Here is a 17,548-nt window from a genome sequence, read left to right as displayed (position 1 = left end):
AATCTTCGATGCGTGTAGCCCTTTACCAATGTCCACCGCTGCCCCTGGAGCCCGCCGCCAACCTCCAGCGCCTGCAACAACTGGCGATGGAGGCCAAAGGCGCCGACCTGCTGGTGGTGCCGGAGATGTTCCTGACCGGCTACAACATCGGCAAGGAGGCGGTCGCGACATTGGCCGAGGTCTACAACGGTGAGTGGGCGCAGCAAGTAGGACGAATCGCCAAGGCTGCCGGTCTGGCGATTCTCTACGGTTACCCGGAGCGCACCGCCGAAGGACAGATCTACAACGCCGTGCAGTTGATCGATTCGAACGGTGAACGCCTGTGCAATTACCGCAAGACGCATCTGTTCGGTGATCTGGACCGTTCGATGTTCAGCCCCGGCGATGGTGAATTTCCCATCGTCGAGCTCAACGGCTGGAAGCTCGGTTTCCTGATCTGCTACGACCTGGAGTTCCCGGAAAACGCCCGGCGCCTGGCCCTTGAAGGCGCCGAGCTGATTCTGGTGCCGACCGCCAACATGATTCCTTTCGATTTCATTGCCGATGTTTCCGTGCGCTCCCGCGCGTTCGAAAACCAGTGCTACGTGGCTTACGCCAACTACTGCGGCCACGAAGGCGACATTCATTACTGCGGGCAAAGCAGCATTGCCGCGCCGGATGGCAGCCGCATCGCCCAGGCCGGACTGGACGAAGCCCTGATCGTCGGCGAGCTGGATCGCCAGTTGATGGCCGACTCGCGCAGCGCCAACCGCTACTTCAACGACCGCCGCCCCGAACTTTACGACGCGCTCAACAAGCGCTAATCCGCTAGCATTGGCACTTCACTGTTCTGGAAGTGCCCATGCCTGCGCCGACTCATCCCCGCCCCCACACCGAAACCCTGGCCAACGGCTTGCACGTGACCCTGCGTCACGTGCCCGGTCTGAAGCGCAGTGCCGCTGCGTTGCGGGTGGCTGCCGGTAGCCATGACGTGCCGTTGGCGTGGCCGGGACTGGCGCATTTCCTTGAGCATTTGCTGTTTCTCGGCACTGAGCGTTTTCCTGCACAGCAAGGGCTGATGGCCTACGTGCAAGGTCACGGCGGCCAGGTGAATGCCAGCACCCGCGAGCGCACCACCGATTTCTTCTTTGAGTTGCCGCCAGCGTCCTTCAGCGGTGGACTGGAGCGTCTGTCGGACATGCTCGCTCATCCGCGTATGAATCCGGACGATCAGTTGCGGGAACGGGAAGTGTTGCAGGCGGAGTTTGTCGCGTGGTCGCAGGATGCTGCGGCTCAGCAGAAAGAGGCGCTGTTCGAGGGATTGTCGGCAGCGCATCCGTTGCGCGGATTTCATGCCGGGAACCGCGAGAGCCTGCCGGTAGAACAAGCGGATTTTCAGCAGGCGTTGAAAGACTTTCATCAGCAGTTTTACCGCACCGGGCAGATGACTCTGAGTCTGGTCGGGCCGCAGAGTGTTGAAGAACTGCGCACGCTGGCCGAACAGTTTGCCGCCGCGCTGACGCCTGGGGATAAAACTGCACAGATTGCCCCCGTTCGCTTGATGGGCAACGCAGAGGAAAGTTATCAACAGGCTGGCGAGCGGCACGGCAATCTGCTGTTCGCACTGGAGGACTTGCCGGAGTCGTCGGCCGAGGCGCTGGCGTTTCTTTGTCACTGGCTGAACAGCGCCAAACCCGGTGGGTTGCTCGCGCATTTGCGGCAGCAGGGGCTCGCTGACGTCTTGCAAGCTAGCGTGCAGTACCAGTTCGGCAGGCAAGCCTTGCTGCATCTTCAGCTCACCTCAGTTTCCGACTCGCTCGACCTCATTCGCGAGCATTGCCTGGATTGGTTGAGTTTCTTCGCAGCGCAGCAGGACTGGCCGGCGTTGCGTCAGGAGTACGCAACGCTGCTTGAACGACAGCAGCAGGTCAGTGGTGCATTGCAGTTAGCCCGACTCAACAGCGAACAACTCGAGAATGAAATTTCCGAAGAGGTCGTTGCGGCGCTCAAAGCAATCCTCGGCAAAATCGGCACTGTGGATAACTTCAGCAGCCACTGGCATCTGCCCGCCGCCAATCCTTTCCTGCGCGCTACCGAACCGCTGGCCAACGCCGGCCTCATCCGCGGCCAGACCAGCGCTCACCGAGGTCTGCGCACGTTTGCTCAGGATCGCTCGCGCACTCGCCGCGAACGTTCGCCGATGCAATTCAGCCAGGCGCTGCCGGATAACGGTGACGAAGGTGCGGTGTATGTGCGCTGGCAGACGGAAGCGGCAGCCACGGCCGAGCTGCAAGCGAAACTGCAACGCAGTCTGCGGGAGGTTTCTGACGACGCGCGTCAGGCCGGGGTCGAATTGTCCTTCAGCGCCACGGGTCATCAGTGGCTGCTGAAACTCACCGGCCTGCAGGACACGCTGCCCATTGTGCTGGAGCACGCGCTGAAATCCCTGACTCAAGTGGGCGCCGACTCCGCGAAAGGCGAGCCGCAACCTGCGCTGATACCGATCCGCCAACTGCTCAAAGTACTGCCGGAAAAGTGTCTGCCAGCGGTAGGCGAATCCGATGACGCCGCGCACCTGTGGACAACTTCCCGCTGGGACGGTCTGGCTTTGGGGTTAAGCCCACAAACCCAGTCAGCCATGGGCCTGGCCCTGAGCCGTATCCCCGGCGTCCCGGACAATCAAATTCCCCCATCGTCTGTCATCAACGCCGGATTCCGGTGGAGTCAGATCGGCAGCAATTCCGGCGAACACGCCTTGCTGCTGTTCTGCCCGACCGCCAGCCACGAAATCGCCGACGAAGCCGCGTGGCGCCTGCTCGCCCACCTGTGCCAGACGCCGTTCTACCAACGCCTGCGAGTCGAACTGCAACTCGGCTATGCGGTATTCAGCGGCATGCGTCAGCTCCACGGCCAAACCGGATTGCTGTTCGGTGTGCAATCGCCCACGGCCACCGCTGCGCAATTGCTCAGCCACATTCAGCAGTTTCTCGATGACCTGCCAGCCCTTGTCGAACAACTCGATGACGCCAGCCTCGCCCGGCAACGCCAGACGCTTGCCGATCAGTTCGATGACAGCGTCCTGTCCGGCAAAGACGCTGCCGAGCTACTGTGGCAGGCCCGCCTCGCCGGCCACTCGTCGGATTATCTGGCACAACTGCGCTGCGCCATCGCTCAACTGGATCGCCCGGCATTGCTGGCCGCCGCACAACGTCTGATCCGCGCCGAGGGCGGCTGGCACGGCCTGTCCAACAGCCCTTCGCCGGGTGCACCATGGCAAGCGGCAAAATGATCATTACCGGGGCTGCAAGGAGCTTTCTCAAAGATTCACGGGCAAAGCCCCTGAAATTTTGAGTAACATAGCCACCTAACTATTTGGAACATCCCTGCGCTGCCGTGGACTATACCTATGGATAGCGCTATCTCACCCACCTGAAAAAGGAGTCACCCGATGGCTTGGACCAAACCTGCTTACACCGACCTGCGCATCGGCTTCGAAGTCACCATGTACTTCGCCAGCCGCTGAGTCCTGCCTCAAGCAGAACACTGCAGTGCAACGCCTCGGCTCGCCGGGGCGTTTTATTTTCAGCGTTGAAATGATGGAGCGTTCATGTTCGTCCAGATTCTGGGTTCGGCCGCCGGTGGCGGTTTTCCGCAGTGGAACTGCAACTGCGTCAATTGCGCCGGTTTTCGCGATGGCAGCCTGAATGCCAAGGCCCGTACCCAATCGTCCATCGCGATTTCCGATGACGGCGTGAACTGGGTGCTGTGCAACGCCTCGCCGGACATCCGCGCGCAGCTTCAGGGCTTCGCCCCGATGCAGCCGGGCCGTGCCCTGCGTGACACCGGCATCAGCGCGATCATCCTGATGGACAGCCAGATCGACCACACCACCGGTCTGCTCAGCCTGCGCGAAGGCTGCCCGCATCAGGTCTGGTGCACGGACATGGTCCACGAAGACCTGAGCACCGGTTTCCCGCTGTTCACCATGCTCAAACACTGGAACGGCGGGCTGGACTGGAACCGCATCGAACTCGACCAGAGCTTCACCGTCGCCGCCTGCCCGAACCTGCGCTTCACTCCGCTGCCGTTGCGCAGCGCTGCACCGCCTTACTCGCCGCACCGCTTCGACCCGCACCCGGGCGACAACATCGGCCTGATCGTCGAAGACCTCAGCACCGGCGGCAAACTGTTCTACGCGCCGGGTTTGGGCAAGGTCGACGCGCCGCTGCTGGAAATCATGGCCGGCAGCGACTGCGTGCTGGTGGACGGGACGATGTGGGACGACGATGAAATGCAGCGTCGTGGCGTCGGCACCCGCACCGGCCGCGAAATGGGCCACCTGGCGCAGAACGGCCCCGGCGGCATGCTCGAAGTGCTGGAACAGCTTCCCGAGCAGCGCAAAGTGCTTATCCACATTAACAACACCAACCCGATTCTCGACGAAGACTCGCCGGAGCGCGCGGAACTGGTTCGGCGCAATGTTGAAGTGGCGTATGACGGCATGAGCATCGTCCTGTAACGAATGGCCCGGAGAACCGCAATGACCGACACCCCGCTGTCCACCGCCGAATTCGAAGCGGCCCTGCGCGCCAAGGGCGCCTATTACCACATTCATCACCCGTATCACGTGGCGATGTATGAAGGCCGGGCCACCCGCGAGCAGATCCAGGGCTGGGTCGCCAACCGTTTCTATTATCAGGTGAATATCCCCCTGAAAGACGCCGCGATCCTCGCCAACTGCCCGGATCGCGAGATCCGCCGCGAATGGATTCAGCGCCTGCTCGACCACGACGGCGCCCCCGGCGAAGACGGCGGCATCGAAGCCTGGCTGCGCCTCGGCCAGGCCGTCGGGCTCGATCCGGATCAGTTGCGTTCCCAGGAACTGGTGCTGCCCGGCGTGCGTTTCGCCGTCGACGCCTACGTCAACTTCGCCCGCCGCGCCAGTTGGCAGGAAGCCGCCAGCAGCTCGCTGACCGAGCTGTTCGCGCCGCAGATCCACCAGTCGCGTCTCGACAGCTGGCCGCAGCATTACCCGTGGATCGACCCGGCCGGCTACGAATATTTCCGCACCCGTCTCGGTCAGGCCCGGCGCGATGTCGAGCATGGTCTGGCGATCACGCTCGAGCACTACAAGACCCGCGAAGGCCAGGAGCGCATGCTGGAAATTCTCCAGTTCAAACTGGACATTCTTTGGAGCATGCTCGATGCCATGAGCATGGCCTACGAACTGAACCGCCCGCCGTATCACAGCGTCACCGATCAACGGGTCTGGCATAAAGGAATCGCCTTATGAGTTTCGACCGCAGCAAGACCCCGACCTGGCGTCCCGGCTACCGTTTCCAGTACGAACCGGCGCAGAAAGGCCACGTGCTGCTGTACCCGGAAGGCATGATCAAGCTCAATGAAAGTGCCGCGCTGATCGGCGGTCTGATCGACGGTGAACGGGATGTCGCGGCGATCATCGCCGAACTCGACAGACAGTTCCCCGGCGTGCCCGAGCTCGGTGACGACATCGAGCAATTCATGGAGGTTGCCCGTGCGCAGCACTGGATCGAACTTGCCTGAGTCATCGGTGCAAGTCCCGGCCAAACCGGAAATCGGCCTGCCGCTGTGGCTGCTCGCCGAGCTGACTTACCGCTGCCCGCTGCAATGCCCGTACTGCTCCAATCCGCTGGATTTCGCCGAGCAGGGCAAAGAGCTGAGCACCGAGCAGTGGATCAAGGTATTCCGTGAGGCGCGTGAGATGGGCGCGGCGCAACTGGGTTTTTCCGGCGGCGAACCGCTGGTGCGCCAGGACCTCGCCGAGCTGATTCGTGAAGCGCGCCAGTTGGGTTTCTACACCAACCTGATCACCTCCGGAATCGGCCTGACCGAGCAGAAGATCAGCGACTTCAAAAAGGCCGGGCTCGACCACATCCAGATCAGTTTCCAGGCCAGCGACGAGCAAGTGAACAACCTGCTCGCCGGCTCGAAAAAAGCCTTCGCGCAGAAACTGGAAATGGCCCGCGCCGTGAAGGCCCACGGCTATCCGATGGTGCTGAACTTCGTCACCCATCGGCACAACATCGACAAGATCGACCGCATCATCGAGCTGTGCATTGCGCTGGAGGCCGACTTCGTCGAACTCGCTACCTGCCAGTTCTACGGCTGGGCGCAGCTCAATCGTGTCGGCCTGTTGCCGACCAAAGAGCAGCTGGTTCGCGCCGAACGCATCACCAACGAATACCGCGCCAAACTGGAAGCCGAAGGGCATCCGTGCAAGCTGATTTTCGTCACCCCGGACTATTACGAAGAACGCCCGAAAGCCTGCATGAATGGCTGGGGCAGTCTGTTTCTGACGGTCACACCGGACGGCACCGCCCTGCCCTGTCATGGCGCCCGACAGCTGCCGGTACAATTTCCCAATGTGCGCGACCACAGCATGCAGCACATCTGGTACGACTCGTTCGGCTTCAACCGTTTTCGCGGGTATGACTGGATGCCCGAGCCATGCCGCTCCTGCGACGAGAAGGAACAGGACTTCGGCGGCTGCCGCTGCCAAGCCTTCATGCTCACCGGCGATGCGAGCAATGCAGATCCGGTGTGCAGCAAGTCCGAACATCACGGCGTGATCCTCAAGGCCCGCGAAGAAGCCGAGCATGCCACCCAGACCATCGAACAACTGGCCTTTCGCAATGAACGAAACTCGCGACTCATCGCCAAAGGCTGAGCCTTTCAGCGCCACCGCTGCGGTTGCCGCCGGCGTGGATTTCGCCGAATTGCAGCTCGGTGCCCATGGTTTGTTCTGGAATGAATACCGACCTGCAGACGCCGCGTGCCGGATCTGGCACTGGCGCGATGGCGTGGCGAAATGTCTGACGCCTGCGGGTTTCAGCGTGCGCAGTCGGGTTTACGAATATGGCGGTGGGGCGTTTTGTCTGACGCCCGACGGGGTGGTTTTCGTCAACGAGGCGGATCAACAGTTGTATCGCCAGACGCTGGACGGCGAGCCCGTGGCATTGACGTCCGGGGAATGCCGATATGGTGATCTGCACTTTGCCGAAGGGCAGGTGCTGGCCGTTGAAGAGAACGGTGATCGGCATCGGCTGGTGGCTATTGACCTGGTGGACGACACCAAGAGTCTGCTGGCAGAAGGTGCGGACTTTTACGCCTCGCCGATCATCAGCCCGGATGGCCAGCGCCTGGCTTGGATCGAGTGGAGCCGTCCGCATCAGCCGTGGACATCCACGCGACTGATGCTCGCCGAGCGCTCGTCCAATGGATTTTCCGCCCCGCGTTGTGTGGCGGGTGAAGCGTTTGAAGAGTCAATCCAGCAACCGCGTTTCGATGCCAATGGCCGACTGGGTTGTCTGACCGATCGTGGCGGATATTGGCAACCGTGGGTCGAGTCGGCAAACGGCTTGCAACCGTTAGCTAGCGCCGAAGCCGATCACGCGCCGGCCCCATGGCAACTTGGCGGCTGCACCTGGCTGCCCACCGACGAAGGCTTTTTGGCAAGCTGGAGCGAAGGCGGTTTCGGTCGTCTGGCGCTTAACGGCGAAGACTTCACAGGCGACTACAGTCGCTTCCGTCATCTGGCTGTCGATGATCAATTCATTTACTGCATTGCCGCCTCACCGATCAGCCCTTCAGCGGTGATCACCATCGATCGCGAATCGCGTGAAATGAATGTCCTGGCCGGCGGTGTCGCACCGCTCCCCGCCGAGCGCATCAGCCGCCCGCAAACCCTGCGCTATCCCAGCGGTTCGGGTGAAGCACACGGCTTCTTTTACCCGGCAACTAATGGCGATGTGAAACCGCCGCTGGTGGTGTTCATTCACGGCGGCCCTACCTCCGCTTGCTACCCGATGCTCGACCCGCGCATTCAGTACTGGACGCAACGTGGCTTCGCCGTCGCCGACCTCAACTACCGAGGCAGCAGCGGTTATGGCCGGAAGTATCGACAGGCGTTGCACCTGAGTTGGGGCGCAGTGGATGTCGAGGATGCCTGCGCAGTGGTGGCCTATCTGGCCGAACGCGGCATTATCGACGGCGAACGTGCATTCATCCGTGGCGGCAGCGCCGGTGGTTACACCACGCTTTGTGCATTGGCGTTCCATCAGGTATTCCGCGCCGGCGCCAGCCTTTATGGCGTCAGTGACCCGGTTGCTCTCGGCCGAGCGACGCACAAGTTTGAAGGCGATTATCTGGACTGGCTGATCGGCGACCCCGAGAAAGATGCCGAACGCTACGCCGCCCGAACGCCGTTGCTGCACGCAGGCAACATTCGCGTGCCGGTGATTTTCTTTCAGGGCGAACTGGACGCAGTGGTCGTGCCGCAACAGACCCGCGACATGGTCGCGGCCCTGGAGCAAAACGGCATTGAGGTCGAAGCGCATTACTACGCCGATGAACGCCACGGCTTCCGCCGGGCCGCCAACCAGGCCCATGCGCTGGAGCAGGAATGGCGGTTTTACCGGCGAGTGATGGGTTTGACGGACTGAGACTCAGCGCTTGGCGATGATGTACACCGCGTGCACGATCCCCGGGATGTAACCGCACAACGTCAGCAGAATGTTCAGCCAGAACGCTCCGCCGAACCCGACCTGCAGAAACACACCCAGTGGCGGCAACAGAATGGCGATGATGATGCGGATAAAGTCCATGGGGCAGCTCCTGATTGGGGGTTGGCTCACCTGAGCCATACAAGCTAATCGACCTGTGCCGTTTGTCAGGGTTCAGTGCTTTCGCCAGACAGAGTGCGCAAGACCAATCAAGCCAGTATTTGCAGACCGTGTTTCTGCACAATGCTGAGCAGCTTCAAAGCCATTCCGCTTGGATGCTTATCCCCTGATTCCCATTGTTTGACGGTCGACGCGCTGGTGTTCAAATAACGCGCGAACACTGGCTGGCTGACGTTGTTGCGCTCACGCAACGCCTTGATCTGCTCCGCTGGAATTACATCTGGAACCGCTGCAAGGCACGACCCATCAAACTCACGCATCGTTGCCTTGCTGATCGCACCGACTGCATGCAGGGCACTGGCCGACTCGTGTACTGATTCAAATACGTCACTCTTGAATTTTTTACTCATGAGTTATCTCCACAAACGCCTTCATGACCAACAAGCCTTGAATCTGCTCTTCGGTAAGTTGTGCATAGGCTTTCGCCAGCTTGCGCAGCTCCTTCAACTCTGCAGAATTGATATTGCTCCGATCCTTTTTGGCGAACAGCACCTGATAAATCCAGTAACGCCCGCCCTTGGCCAGAACTATCGAACGGTGGCGGTTTTCGTTCAGGCGCTTCTTCCAGACTCCGCCTCCCAGATTGTCCGCTTGCCCATCAAGCATCTCGGCAAAAGCCTCGCGAAGCTCGTCGTCGGTGATCCATGCTTTGCTGGCCTGTATCGCAAAACCTTTTGTCTTGAACAACCTGAACGGCATCGGTATCCCTGCCAAAAATATATACCACTCAGTGGTATAGATTACAAAGCCTGTCTTTCGACAAGGTTGTTCTGTCGGCTTCGGCAATCCTTGCCGAACCCCACCAAATAAACACTGCAGCGGCGATCCCTCAAGCGATAAACCGCGATGGAAAAATCCGGCCACAAAAAACGCCCCACGCCAAAAGAATCAGGCGTGGGGCGTGCGTTATACCGCGAGACGGTTCTTGAATTCGGGTGGGAAACTTCAGCTCAGACGGCAATCCCTTTGCGGCATTGCAGCTGCGCGGTGCGGACCCGGGAGAAGGCGCGGGCCAGACGCAGGAGCATTTCGTCGATGTTGGCCTTGCTGACGTTGAGCGCCGGGGTGAAGCGCAGGCAGTTGGCTTGAGGGGAGTTGAGCAGCAAGCCTTCATGCAGCGCGGCTTTGACGACGGCTTCGGCGGAGTCTTCCGACAAGGTTAGTCCCCAGAAAAGCCCCTGCCCGCGCAACTCGCCATGTTCATAACGATGGGCCAGACGGGCGAGCCCTTCACGCAGATGCTGGCCGTTGTCCCGGATCTGTTCGAGGAAGGCGCGGTCCTGCACGCTGTCGAGCACCACCAGGCCGGCGGCGGTCATCAGTGCGTTGCCGTGATGAGTACCGCCCAACTCGCCAGAGTCGAAACAGCAGGCCTTGCCTCGCGCCAGCAACGCCGCCAGTGGCACGCCACCGCCGAGGCCCTTGCCGAGCACGACGATATCGGCGCGCACACCGTAGGATTGTTCCGCGAGCAAAGTGCCGCAACGACCGATGCCGGTTTGCACTTCGTCGAGGATCAGCAGAATCCCCAGCTCACGGCACAGGCGTTCGACACCCTTGAGGTAATGCTCGGTCGCCGGGATCACCCCAGCATCGCTCTGGATCGGTTCGAGCATGATCGCCACGGTCTGCGCATCAACCGCCGCGTGCAGCGACGGCAGATCATTGAACGGCACCAGATCGAAGCCCGGCAGCAGTGGCGCGAAGCGGTTGTGAAGGTTGCAACTGTCCGACGCCGAAATCGTCGCCAGACTACGTCCGTGACAGCCTTGTCTGGCGACAATGATCCGCGAGGCGCCACCACGATGCAGCTGGCCCCATTTGCGCGCCAGTTTGATCGCCGCTTCACAAGCTTCACTGCCACTGTTGAGCAGGTAGGCCTGATCGCTGGAAGTACTGGCGCACAGGCGCTCGGCGAGGCTGAGCATGCCGCGATTGTGCAGATTGAAGCCGGGATTGATTAACGCTTGAGCCTGGTTGGCAATGGCTTTGACCAGCGCCGAAGGGCTGTGGCCGAGGCTGTTGGCGCCTCCGGCCTGGGAAAAATCCAGGTAGGCGCGGTCATTGCTGTCCCACAGCCAGGAACCCTGGCCGCGAACGAATACCTGTTGTGGGCGCTCGACGCTGGGCATCAGACGCTCGACATTCAGGCCATCAGCGGCATCCGATTCCTGGGTTTCAAAAGCCAGGTCATCGAGGCTCGGCGCCTGGCGCCGCAAACTGAACAGATTCATTGAAAAAAACCTCGATCGAGGTTTTTTGAACTGCCTATGTAAACACTTTCAAAACAAACGCTGGTCATTGCGCTTTCCGGCCCTGTAAGCCTTGTGAATGCGGTTAGACTAGGCCGGTTCACGGCGTCGAGCCATTTCGATTTCCCAGCATTTTCGATAAGTATTACTTATGGATTTCAAACAACTGCGTTATTTCGTCGCGGTCTACGAAGAAGGCCATGTCGGACGCGCCGCCGAGCGCCTGTCGATCTCTCAACCCGCGCTGTCCCAGCAGATTCGCCATCTGGAACAGAACCTCGACGTCACCCTGTTCGAGCGCAGCAGCAAACGCCTGTTGCCGACCCTCGCTGCCCACACCTTGTACAACCACGCCTTGCCGCTGCTCGACGGCATGCAGCGGGCGCGAGAGGCGCTGGGCAACTTCAAGGGTCAGGCACTCCGCACGTTGGCGATTGGTGTGCTGCAAACCGTGCACACCAGCCTGGTGCCGCAAATGCTGGAGCGAGTGCGCAAGGCCCAGCCGCATCTGGTGGTACAGATTTATGAACTGACGGGGCTTGAGATCGAGCGGCGTTTGCTCAACGGCTCTTTGGATATCGGCATCAGCTATCTGCCACCACGCCAGCCGGGCCTGCACGGTGTGATGTTGTACGAAGATGAACTGACGCTGGTCATCCCGGCGGATCATCCGCTGCGGGAATTCAAGAAAGTCTCGATGAGTCAAGCTGCCGAATTGCCGATGTTATTGCTGGGGGAAGAATTCCAGATCCGCCAGATCTGGCAGGCACAACTGGCCAGCCTCGGGCGACGCCCGCAAGTGCAGGCCGAATTGAACAATATGGTGGGGATTCTCGACAGCCTGCCGCATACCCGTCTGGCGACAGTGCTGCCCGGTCGTTCGCAAAAGGAGTACGACGATCAGGATCTGCTGTGGAAACCGTTGAGTGAGCCGCGCGTGCCGTTGAAGGTCGGGCTGGTGTGTCGCGATGTGCAGCGCCAACAGGCGCCATTGGCCTTGCTGCGAACGTTGCTGGAAGAAGTGATGCAGCGTGAGGAAAAACCGCTGAAAGGTGCGCCGCCGCTGGACGCGTTGAGCTGAAAACTTTTCTGCGGGCATAAGAAAACCCCGCCGAAGCGGGGCTTTGCAGACTGTTTCCCTGACATCCATTTCACTCCGCCACCCTGGCAGAATCCTACGTGTCCGTGTTGTTGCTTTGCGCTTCCTGCGCGACGTCCATGGAAAGTAGATTAGCTCTGGATCCAATCTACGCCTATGGGAGAACAGCAGCACGTCATGTAAGAGATCGCTTACATGACGTTACATCCTCAGAACTGCGCAGCGTCCAGCAGGAACAGCGACTCGCTGCCAGCCTTCACCGACGCGCTCAACGAGTGAATCCGCGGCAGCAGACGGGCGAAATAGAACCGCGCCGTGCCGAGTTTGCTCGCATAGAAATCGTCCTGCGCTTCTTTGCCCAGCGATGCCTTGGCCATCAAAGCCCACATGTACGCGTAAGCGGTGTAGCCGAACGCTTGCAGGTACTCGACCGATGCCGCGCCGATTTCGTTCGGGTTGGTTTTCGCCCGGTCCAGCAGCCACGAGGTCAGCTCGTCGAGGGTGTCGACGGCGTCATTCAGCGGTTTGGTGAACTCGCCCAGATCGGCACTGGCGGTTGCGGTGAAATGGCGGATCTCGTCGGCAAACAGTTTGTAGAACGCGCCGCCGCTGCCGACGATCTTGCGACCTACCAGGTCCAGCGCCTGAATGCCGTTGGTGCCTTCGTAGATCTGGGTGATGCGCACGTCGCGCACCAGTTGCTCCTGGCCCCACTCGCGGATGTAGCCGTGGCCGCCGAAAATCTGCTGACCGTGGACGGTGGTTTCCAGACCCAGATCGGTCAGGAACGCCTTGGCCACTGGCGTCAGCAAGGCCACCAGATCTTCCGCACGTTTGCGGGTGGCGGCGTCTTCGCTGAACTTGGCAGTGTCGAGTTGCATCGCCACGTAGGTGGAGAACGCACGGCCGCCTTCGTTCGAGGCTTTCATGGTTAGCAGCATACGACGCACGTCCGGGTGTACGATGATCGGGTCTGCGACCTTGTCCTTGTTCTGCGCGCCAGTCGGCGAACGACTTTGCAGGCGGTCGCGGGCGTATTCGATGGCGTTCTGATACGAGCGCTCGCCGGTGGCCAGGCCCTGGATGCCGACACCCAGACGCTCATAGTTCATCATGGTGAACATCGCGGCCAGGCCCTTGTTCGGCTCGCCGACCAGGTAACCCACGGCTTCGTCGAAGTTCATCACGCAGGTAGCGGATGCCTGGATGCCCATCTTGTGTTCGATCGAACCGCAGTTCGCCGGGTTGCGCGCGCCCAGGCTGCCATCGGCATTGACCATGAACTTCGGCACCAGGAACAGCGAAATGCCTTTCGGCCCCGCCGGCGCGTCCGGCAGCTTGGCCAGCACCAGGTGGATGATGTTTTCGGTCAAGTCGTGCTCACCGCCGGTGATGAAGATCTTGGTGCCGCTGACCTTGTAGGAACCGTCGGCCTGAGGCTCGGCCTTGGTGCGGATGATGCCCAGGTCGGTACCGGCGTGCGGCTCGGTCAGGCACATGGAACCGGCCCAGACGCCGGCGTACATGTTCGGCAGGTAAGCGGCTTTCAGTTCTTCGCTGGCGTGGGCGTTGATCGACAGGCAGGCGCCGGCAGTCAGCATCGGGTACAGACCGAAGGACAGGCTGGCGGAGTTGACCATTTCTTCGACCTGGGCCGACACGGCTTTGGGCATGCCCATGCCGCCATATTCCGGATCACCGCCAACGCCAACCCAGCCGCCTTCGGCATAAGTCTGATAGGCCTGTGGGAAACCGGCCGGCGTGGTGACGGCACCGTCGGCCCAGTGGCAGCCTTCTTCGTCGGCCGCACGGCTCAGGGGCGCGATGCTTTTGCCGGTGACCTTGCCGGCCTCTTCGAGGATGGCTTCAACAGTTTCGGCGTCGACAGTCTCGGCCAGGGCCGGCAGTTCGGCCCAGAGTTTGGCGACTTCGAACACTTCATTGAGGACGAAGCGCATATCGCGCAGCGGCGCTTTGTAGTCAGCCATGGCAAACCTCGCAAAGATCAAAACAGGTGATTCGTGGAAGGGTGTTTTCGTTGAGTCGGAGTGTAACCCAACAACTTTTGCGACACATAGGGTCAGGCGGTGACTGATTTGTTATTTTTAGTCATCAGCAATCAGCCATAAAGAAGCCCGCAATCAGCGGGCTCTTTTGTTTAACAGTGGCGTGTTACAGCGAGAACAACTGCGCCGGCAATTTCATCAGGCAATCACTGCCCGCCTCGATCGCCGAACGATGCGCAGCGGTGCGCGGCAGCAGGCGCTTGAAGTAAAACTCGCACGTCGCCAGTTTGCCCTGGCAGAAATCGCCATCACCCTCGCCCGACTCCAGTTGCGCCTGGGCGACCAGCGCCATGCGTAGCCACAAATAGCCGAGGACGATGTAACCGCTGTACATCAAGTAATCCACCGAGGCGGCGCCGACTTCATCCGGGTTCTTCATCGCGGCCATGCCGACCTGCATGGTCAGCTCGCCCCACTGCTGATTGAGATCATCGAGCTGCGCGACAAACTCACCCAGTTGCGGATGTCCGGCATTTGCGGCGCAGAACTTGTGGACGATTTTGGTGAAGTTGCGCAGCAGCTTGCCCTGACTGCCCAGCACTTTGCGCCCGAGCAGATCCAGCGCCTGAATGCCGTTGGTGCCCTCGTAGATCGGCGCGATCCGGCAATCGCGAACCAGTTGCTCCATGCCCCATTCGCGGATGAAACCGTGGCCGCCAAACACCTGCATGCCGTGGTTGGTCACCTCCAGCCCGGTGTCGGTCATGAACGCCTTGGAGATCGGCGTCAGGAACGCCAACAGGTCTTCGGCCTCCTGACGCGCGTCGGCATCCGGGCTCAAGTGCGCGACATCGAGCATTTGCGCAGTGAAGTAGGTCAGCGCGCGGTTGCCCTCGTTGAAGGCTTTCATGGTCAATAGCATGCGTCGCACGTCCGGGTGGACGATGATCGGGTCCGCCGGTTTGTCCGGGGCTTTGGCGCCGGTCAGGGCGCGCATCTGCAGGCGGTCGTTGGCGTATTTGATTGCGCCCTGAAAACTCGCCTCGCCCAGACACAAACCCTGCATTCCGGTGCCGAGGCGCGCGTGGTTCATCATGGTGAACATGCAGTTGAGGCCTTTGTTCGGCTCACCGATCAGAAAGCCTTTGGCGTCGTCGAAGTTCAGCACGCAGGTGGCCGAGGCCTTGATGCCCATCTTGTGCTCGATCGAACCGCAGGAAACGCCGTTGCGCTCGCCCGCCTCGCCGGCTGCATCCGGGAGAAATTTCGGCACGATGAACAACGAAATGCCCTTGGTTCCCGCCGGAGCGTCCGGCAGTTTGGCCAACACCAGATGAATGATGTTGTCACTCATGTCGTGCTCGCCGGCGGAGATGAAAATCTTGCTGCCGGTAACCGCATAACTACCGTCGGCCTGAGGTACGGCGCGGGTCTTGATGATGCCTAGATCGGTACCGCAATGGGCTTCGGTCAGGCACATGGTGCCGGTCCACTGGCCCGCGGTGAGTTTGCGCAGATAAGTGTTTTTCTGTTCTTCGGTGCCGTGGGCGTGGATCGCCGACATCGCGCCGTGGGTCAGGCCCGGGTACATGCCCCAGGAAGTGTTGCTGGAGGCGACCATTTCGCTGATCACCAGCCCCAGCGAACTCGGCAGGCCCTGACCGCCATAAGCCGGATCGGCCGCCAGACCATGCCAGCCGCCTTCCACGTATTGTGCGAAGGCTAGCTTGAAGCCTGTAGGCGTTGTCACCACACCGTTGTCGAAATGGCAGCCCTCTTCGTCGCCGCTGCGATTGAGCGGCGACAGAACGTTCTCACAGAACTTCGCGCCTTCGTCGAGGATCGCGTTGACCATGTCCGGACTGGCGTCGTGAGCGCCGAGGGCCGCGTATTGGGTGTGGAAGTCGAAGACGTGGTCGATCAGAAAGCGCATGTCGCGCAGGGGAGCTTTGTACTCGGGCATGGTGGCTTCTCCGTCAGCAGATTGTTTCAACCTACTGCCGGCCACCCTGCCCCACAATCACTGTCCAGACGCTGAATGCGCCGTCATCACTCAACCTGCGGCGCTGTCCATGCGCACCGCGCCGCGGCGGTTCTGACCGAACGCCATCACGCAGTTTCGCCCCGCGCCCTTGGCGGCGTAGAGCGCCTCGTCGGCGGACTTGAGAACCTGCTCCGGGTTGCGCTGTTCCACTCGCTCGGCGACGCCGATACTGACGGTGACCGACACGCTGGATGCACCTGAACCACTGCGACGCTGACGCCCCTGTTGATCATCCTGCGGACGGTTTTCCTGATTGCGCAGCTGGATGTTATAGGACGCAATCGACTCGCGGATGACTTCCAGATGCGGCATGCACTCTTCAAGGGTCTTGCCTGCAAATACCAAGGCGAATTCCTCGCCCCCGTAGCGATACGCCCTACCGCCACCGCTGATTTTGGACAGCTTGCTGGCGACCAGTCGCAGGACCTGGTCACCCACGTCGTGACCATGGGTGTCGTTGAATTTCTTGAAGTGATCGACATCGCTCATCGCCAGCACGTAGTTGCGACCCAGCCGCTGCATGCGCTCGTTGAGTGCGCGACGGCCCGGCAGACCGGTAAGTTCGTCGCGGAAGGCCATTTGATAGGCCTCGTGAGCCACCGCCGCCGCAATCATCAGCATCACCTGGCTGCACATGATGTTCAGGGTGAACGGCAGAATGAAGGTTTTCGGCAGCATCCAGAACACCCCGAGCAACCCCACCAGTTGCGCCGCGTGCAGCGGGCGCGGGTTGCGCCAGTACTGCCAGGCCAGCAACAGGAACGCCGAGAGGAACACCGGATAGGACATCTGGATCAGGCTCATCCAGGCGCCGTGCAGGGCTGGCCAGCGAATCTCCGAAAGCCACATCAGCAAGGCCTGGGGATAACTTTGCTCAAGCCCCAGCGCCACACTGCCGAAGGCCAGCAGCACGGCGAAGCGTGCCACCATGTCCTGAAACAGGTGCGTGCGCTCCTGCCACGCGGCGAACAGTCCGAACAACAGCGGCAACAGCAGGCACACCAGATGAAACACCACGGCCGCGTCTTCGCGCACCTTGCCGTTGTCACGGTAATAGTCGGTCTGGGTGTCGAGCAGGAAGTAGGCGATGTACACCGTGACCATCAGAAACAGTTCGCGCTGGCGTCGGTAAACCGCGCAATACGACCCGCCCAGCAACAGCACCAGGGTTGGCAACACGTTGAACAGCGAGGTGAAGAACACGTTGAGGTCTTTGACGTACGCAGCCGCCAACCCCGCAAGCAACAACAGCAGTGAAGGTATGAAATGACTGAAACGTACAGCGGAAGAACGCGGCAAGGGTAAAGCTCCGACCGTCTTGGCAAAGAGATGGCATTGTGCCTGCAATGTGGCCAGTTAAGCACACACAATGTGATCCAGATCACAGGTTGTCTCTTTAACGGCCGGATCCCCCGGTTTCTGAGCCTCCAATCAAGGTTTTTTCC

The 17,548-nt window shown here is 60.6% G+C and carries 16 protein-coding genes; 9 read left to right on the top strand and 7 right to left on the bottom strand.

Annotation, left to right across the window (positions count from 1 at the left end; all coding sequences use genetic code 11):
- Positions 1-8 precede the first annotated feature (8 nt).
- The 8 genes from AC1Q9F_RS25150 to AC1Q9F_RS25115 all read left to right on the top strand — a co-directional run bounded on the left by AC1Q9F_RS25150 (position 9) and on the right by AC1Q9F_RS25115 (position 8,462).
- Positions 9-803, top strand: coding sequence for a carbon-nitrogen hydrolase family protein (locus tag AC1Q9F_RS25150; RefSeq protein ID WP_179693490.1), 795 nt, complete (start codon positions 9-11; stop codon positions 801-803).
- Between the two features lie 38 nt (positions 804-841).
- Positions 842-3,268 (top strand): pyrroloquinoline quinone biosynthesis protein PqqF, encoded by a 2,427-nt coding sequence (gene pqqF / locus AC1Q9F_RS25145; RefSeq protein WP_492621171.1) that lies wholly within the window; start codon positions 842-844, stop codon positions 3,266-3,268.
- Between the two features lie 159 nt (positions 3,269-3,427).
- Positions 3,428-3,502 carry a pyrroloquinoline quinone precursor peptide PqqA gene (pqqA, locus tag AC1Q9F_RS25140; RefSeq protein WP_003444522.1) on the top strand — a complete coding sequence of 25 codons (75 nt, stop codon included), beginning with the start codon at positions 3,428-3,430 and terminating at the stop codon, positions 3,500-3,502.
- Between the two features lie 84 nt (positions 3,503-3,586).
- Complete coding sequence (gene pqqB, locus AC1Q9F_RS25135; protein WP_249483343.1) at positions 3,587-4,498, top strand: pyrroloquinoline quinone biosynthesis protein PqqB; 912 nt, start codon at positions 3,587-3,589, stop codon at positions 4,496-4,498.
- A 21-nt stretch (positions 4,499-4,519) separates the two neighbouring features.
- Entirely contained in the window at positions 4,520-5,272 is a 753-nt protein-coding gene (pqqC, locus tag AC1Q9F_RS25130) for a pyrroloquinoline-quinone synthase PqqC (protein ID WP_007959877.1), read from the top strand.
- A complete protein-coding gene (gene pqqD, locus AC1Q9F_RS25125; protein WP_007959876.1) occupies positions 5,269-5,544 on the top strand; it encodes a pyrroloquinoline quinone biosynthesis peptide chaperone PqqD in 276 nt (91 codons plus the stop codon). The genes pqqC and pqqD overlap by 4 nt, the downstream gene beginning before the upstream one ends.
- A 7-nt stretch (positions 5,545-5,551) precedes the next feature.
- Positions 5,552-6,688, top strand: a complete 1,137-nt coding sequence (pqqE, locus tag AC1Q9F_RS25120) for a pyrroloquinoline quinone biosynthesis protein PqqE (RefSeq protein WP_371807421.1) — start codon at positions 5,552-5,554, stop codon at positions 6,686-6,688.
- Entirely contained in the window at positions 6,654-8,462 is a 1,809-nt protein-coding gene (locus tag AC1Q9F_RS25115; protein ID WP_492621170.1) for a S9 family peptidase, read from the top strand. The genes pqqE and AC1Q9F_RS25115 overlap by 35 nt, the downstream gene beginning before the upstream one ends.
- 3 nt (positions 8,463-8,465) lie before the next feature.
- Here AC1Q9F_RS25115 and AC1Q9F_RS25110 read toward each other — a convergent pair whose 3' ends face one another.
- The 4 genes from AC1Q9F_RS25110 to AC1Q9F_RS25095 all read right to left on the bottom strand — a co-directional run bounded on the left by AC1Q9F_RS25110 (position 8,466) and on the right by AC1Q9F_RS25095 (position 10,936).
- A complete protein-coding gene (locus tag AC1Q9F_RS25110; protein ID WP_003228885.1) occupies positions 8,466-8,624 on the bottom strand; it encodes a YqaE/Pmp3 family membrane protein in 159 nt (52 codons plus the stop codon).
- A 107-nt stretch (positions 8,625-8,731) separates the two neighbouring features.
- Positions 8,732-9,052: a helix-turn-helix domain-containing protein gene (locus AC1Q9F_RS25105; RefSeq protein WP_492621169.1), complete on the bottom strand. Its 321-nt coding sequence runs from the start codon at positions 9,050-9,052 to the stop codon at positions 8,732-8,734.
- Entirely contained in the window at positions 9,045-9,401 is a 357-nt protein-coding gene (locus AC1Q9F_RS25100; RefSeq protein ID WP_492621194.1) for a type II toxin-antitoxin system RelE/ParE family toxin, read from the bottom strand. The genes AC1Q9F_RS25105 and AC1Q9F_RS25100 overlap by 8 nt, the downstream gene beginning before the upstream one ends.
- Before the next feature lie 251 nt (positions 9,402-9,652).
- Positions 9,653-10,936, bottom strand: a complete 1,284-nt coding sequence (locus AC1Q9F_RS25095; RefSeq protein WP_492621168.1) for an aspartate aminotransferase family protein — start codon at positions 10,934-10,936, stop codon at positions 9,653-9,655.
- 169 nt (positions 10,937-11,105) lie between these two features.
- Between AC1Q9F_RS25095 and AC1Q9F_RS25090 the strand changes: the two genes are divergently transcribed.
- The gene (locus tag AC1Q9F_RS25090; protein WP_085609079.1) at positions 11,106-12,035 is read left to right on the top strand and encodes a LysR family transcriptional regulator; all 930 of its coding nucleotides are present in this window, start codon (positions 11,106-11,108) and stop codon (positions 12,033-12,035) included.
- A gap of 227 nt (positions 12,036-12,262) precedes the next feature.
- Here AC1Q9F_RS25090 and AC1Q9F_RS25085 read toward each other — a convergent pair whose 3' ends face one another.
- The 3 genes from AC1Q9F_RS25085 to AC1Q9F_RS25075 form a co-directional block, all read right to left on the bottom strand.
- Positions 12,263-14,041: an acyl-CoA dehydrogenase C-terminal domain-containing protein gene (locus AC1Q9F_RS25085; RefSeq protein WP_492621167.1), complete on the bottom strand. Its 1,779-nt coding sequence runs from the start codon at positions 14,039-14,041 to the stop codon at positions 12,263-12,265.
- Between the two features lie 184 nt (positions 14,042-14,225).
- Positions 14,226-16,022, bottom strand: coding sequence for an acyl-CoA dehydrogenase C-terminal domain-containing protein (locus tag AC1Q9F_RS25080; RefSeq protein ID WP_492621166.1), 1,797 nt, complete (start codon positions 16,020-16,022; stop codon positions 14,226-14,228).
- Between the two features lie 90 nt (positions 16,023-16,112).
- Entirely contained in the window at positions 16,113-17,402 is a 1,290-nt protein-coding gene (locus AC1Q9F_RS25075; protein WP_492621165.1) for a GGDEF domain-containing protein, read from the bottom strand.
- Between the last annotated feature and the right edge of the window lie 146 nt (positions 17,403-17,548).

It is taken from the genome of Pseudomonas sp. GW823-FHT04A03, from assembly GCF_058796615.1.
This window is presented reverse-complemented; position numbering and strand designations above follow the sequence as displayed.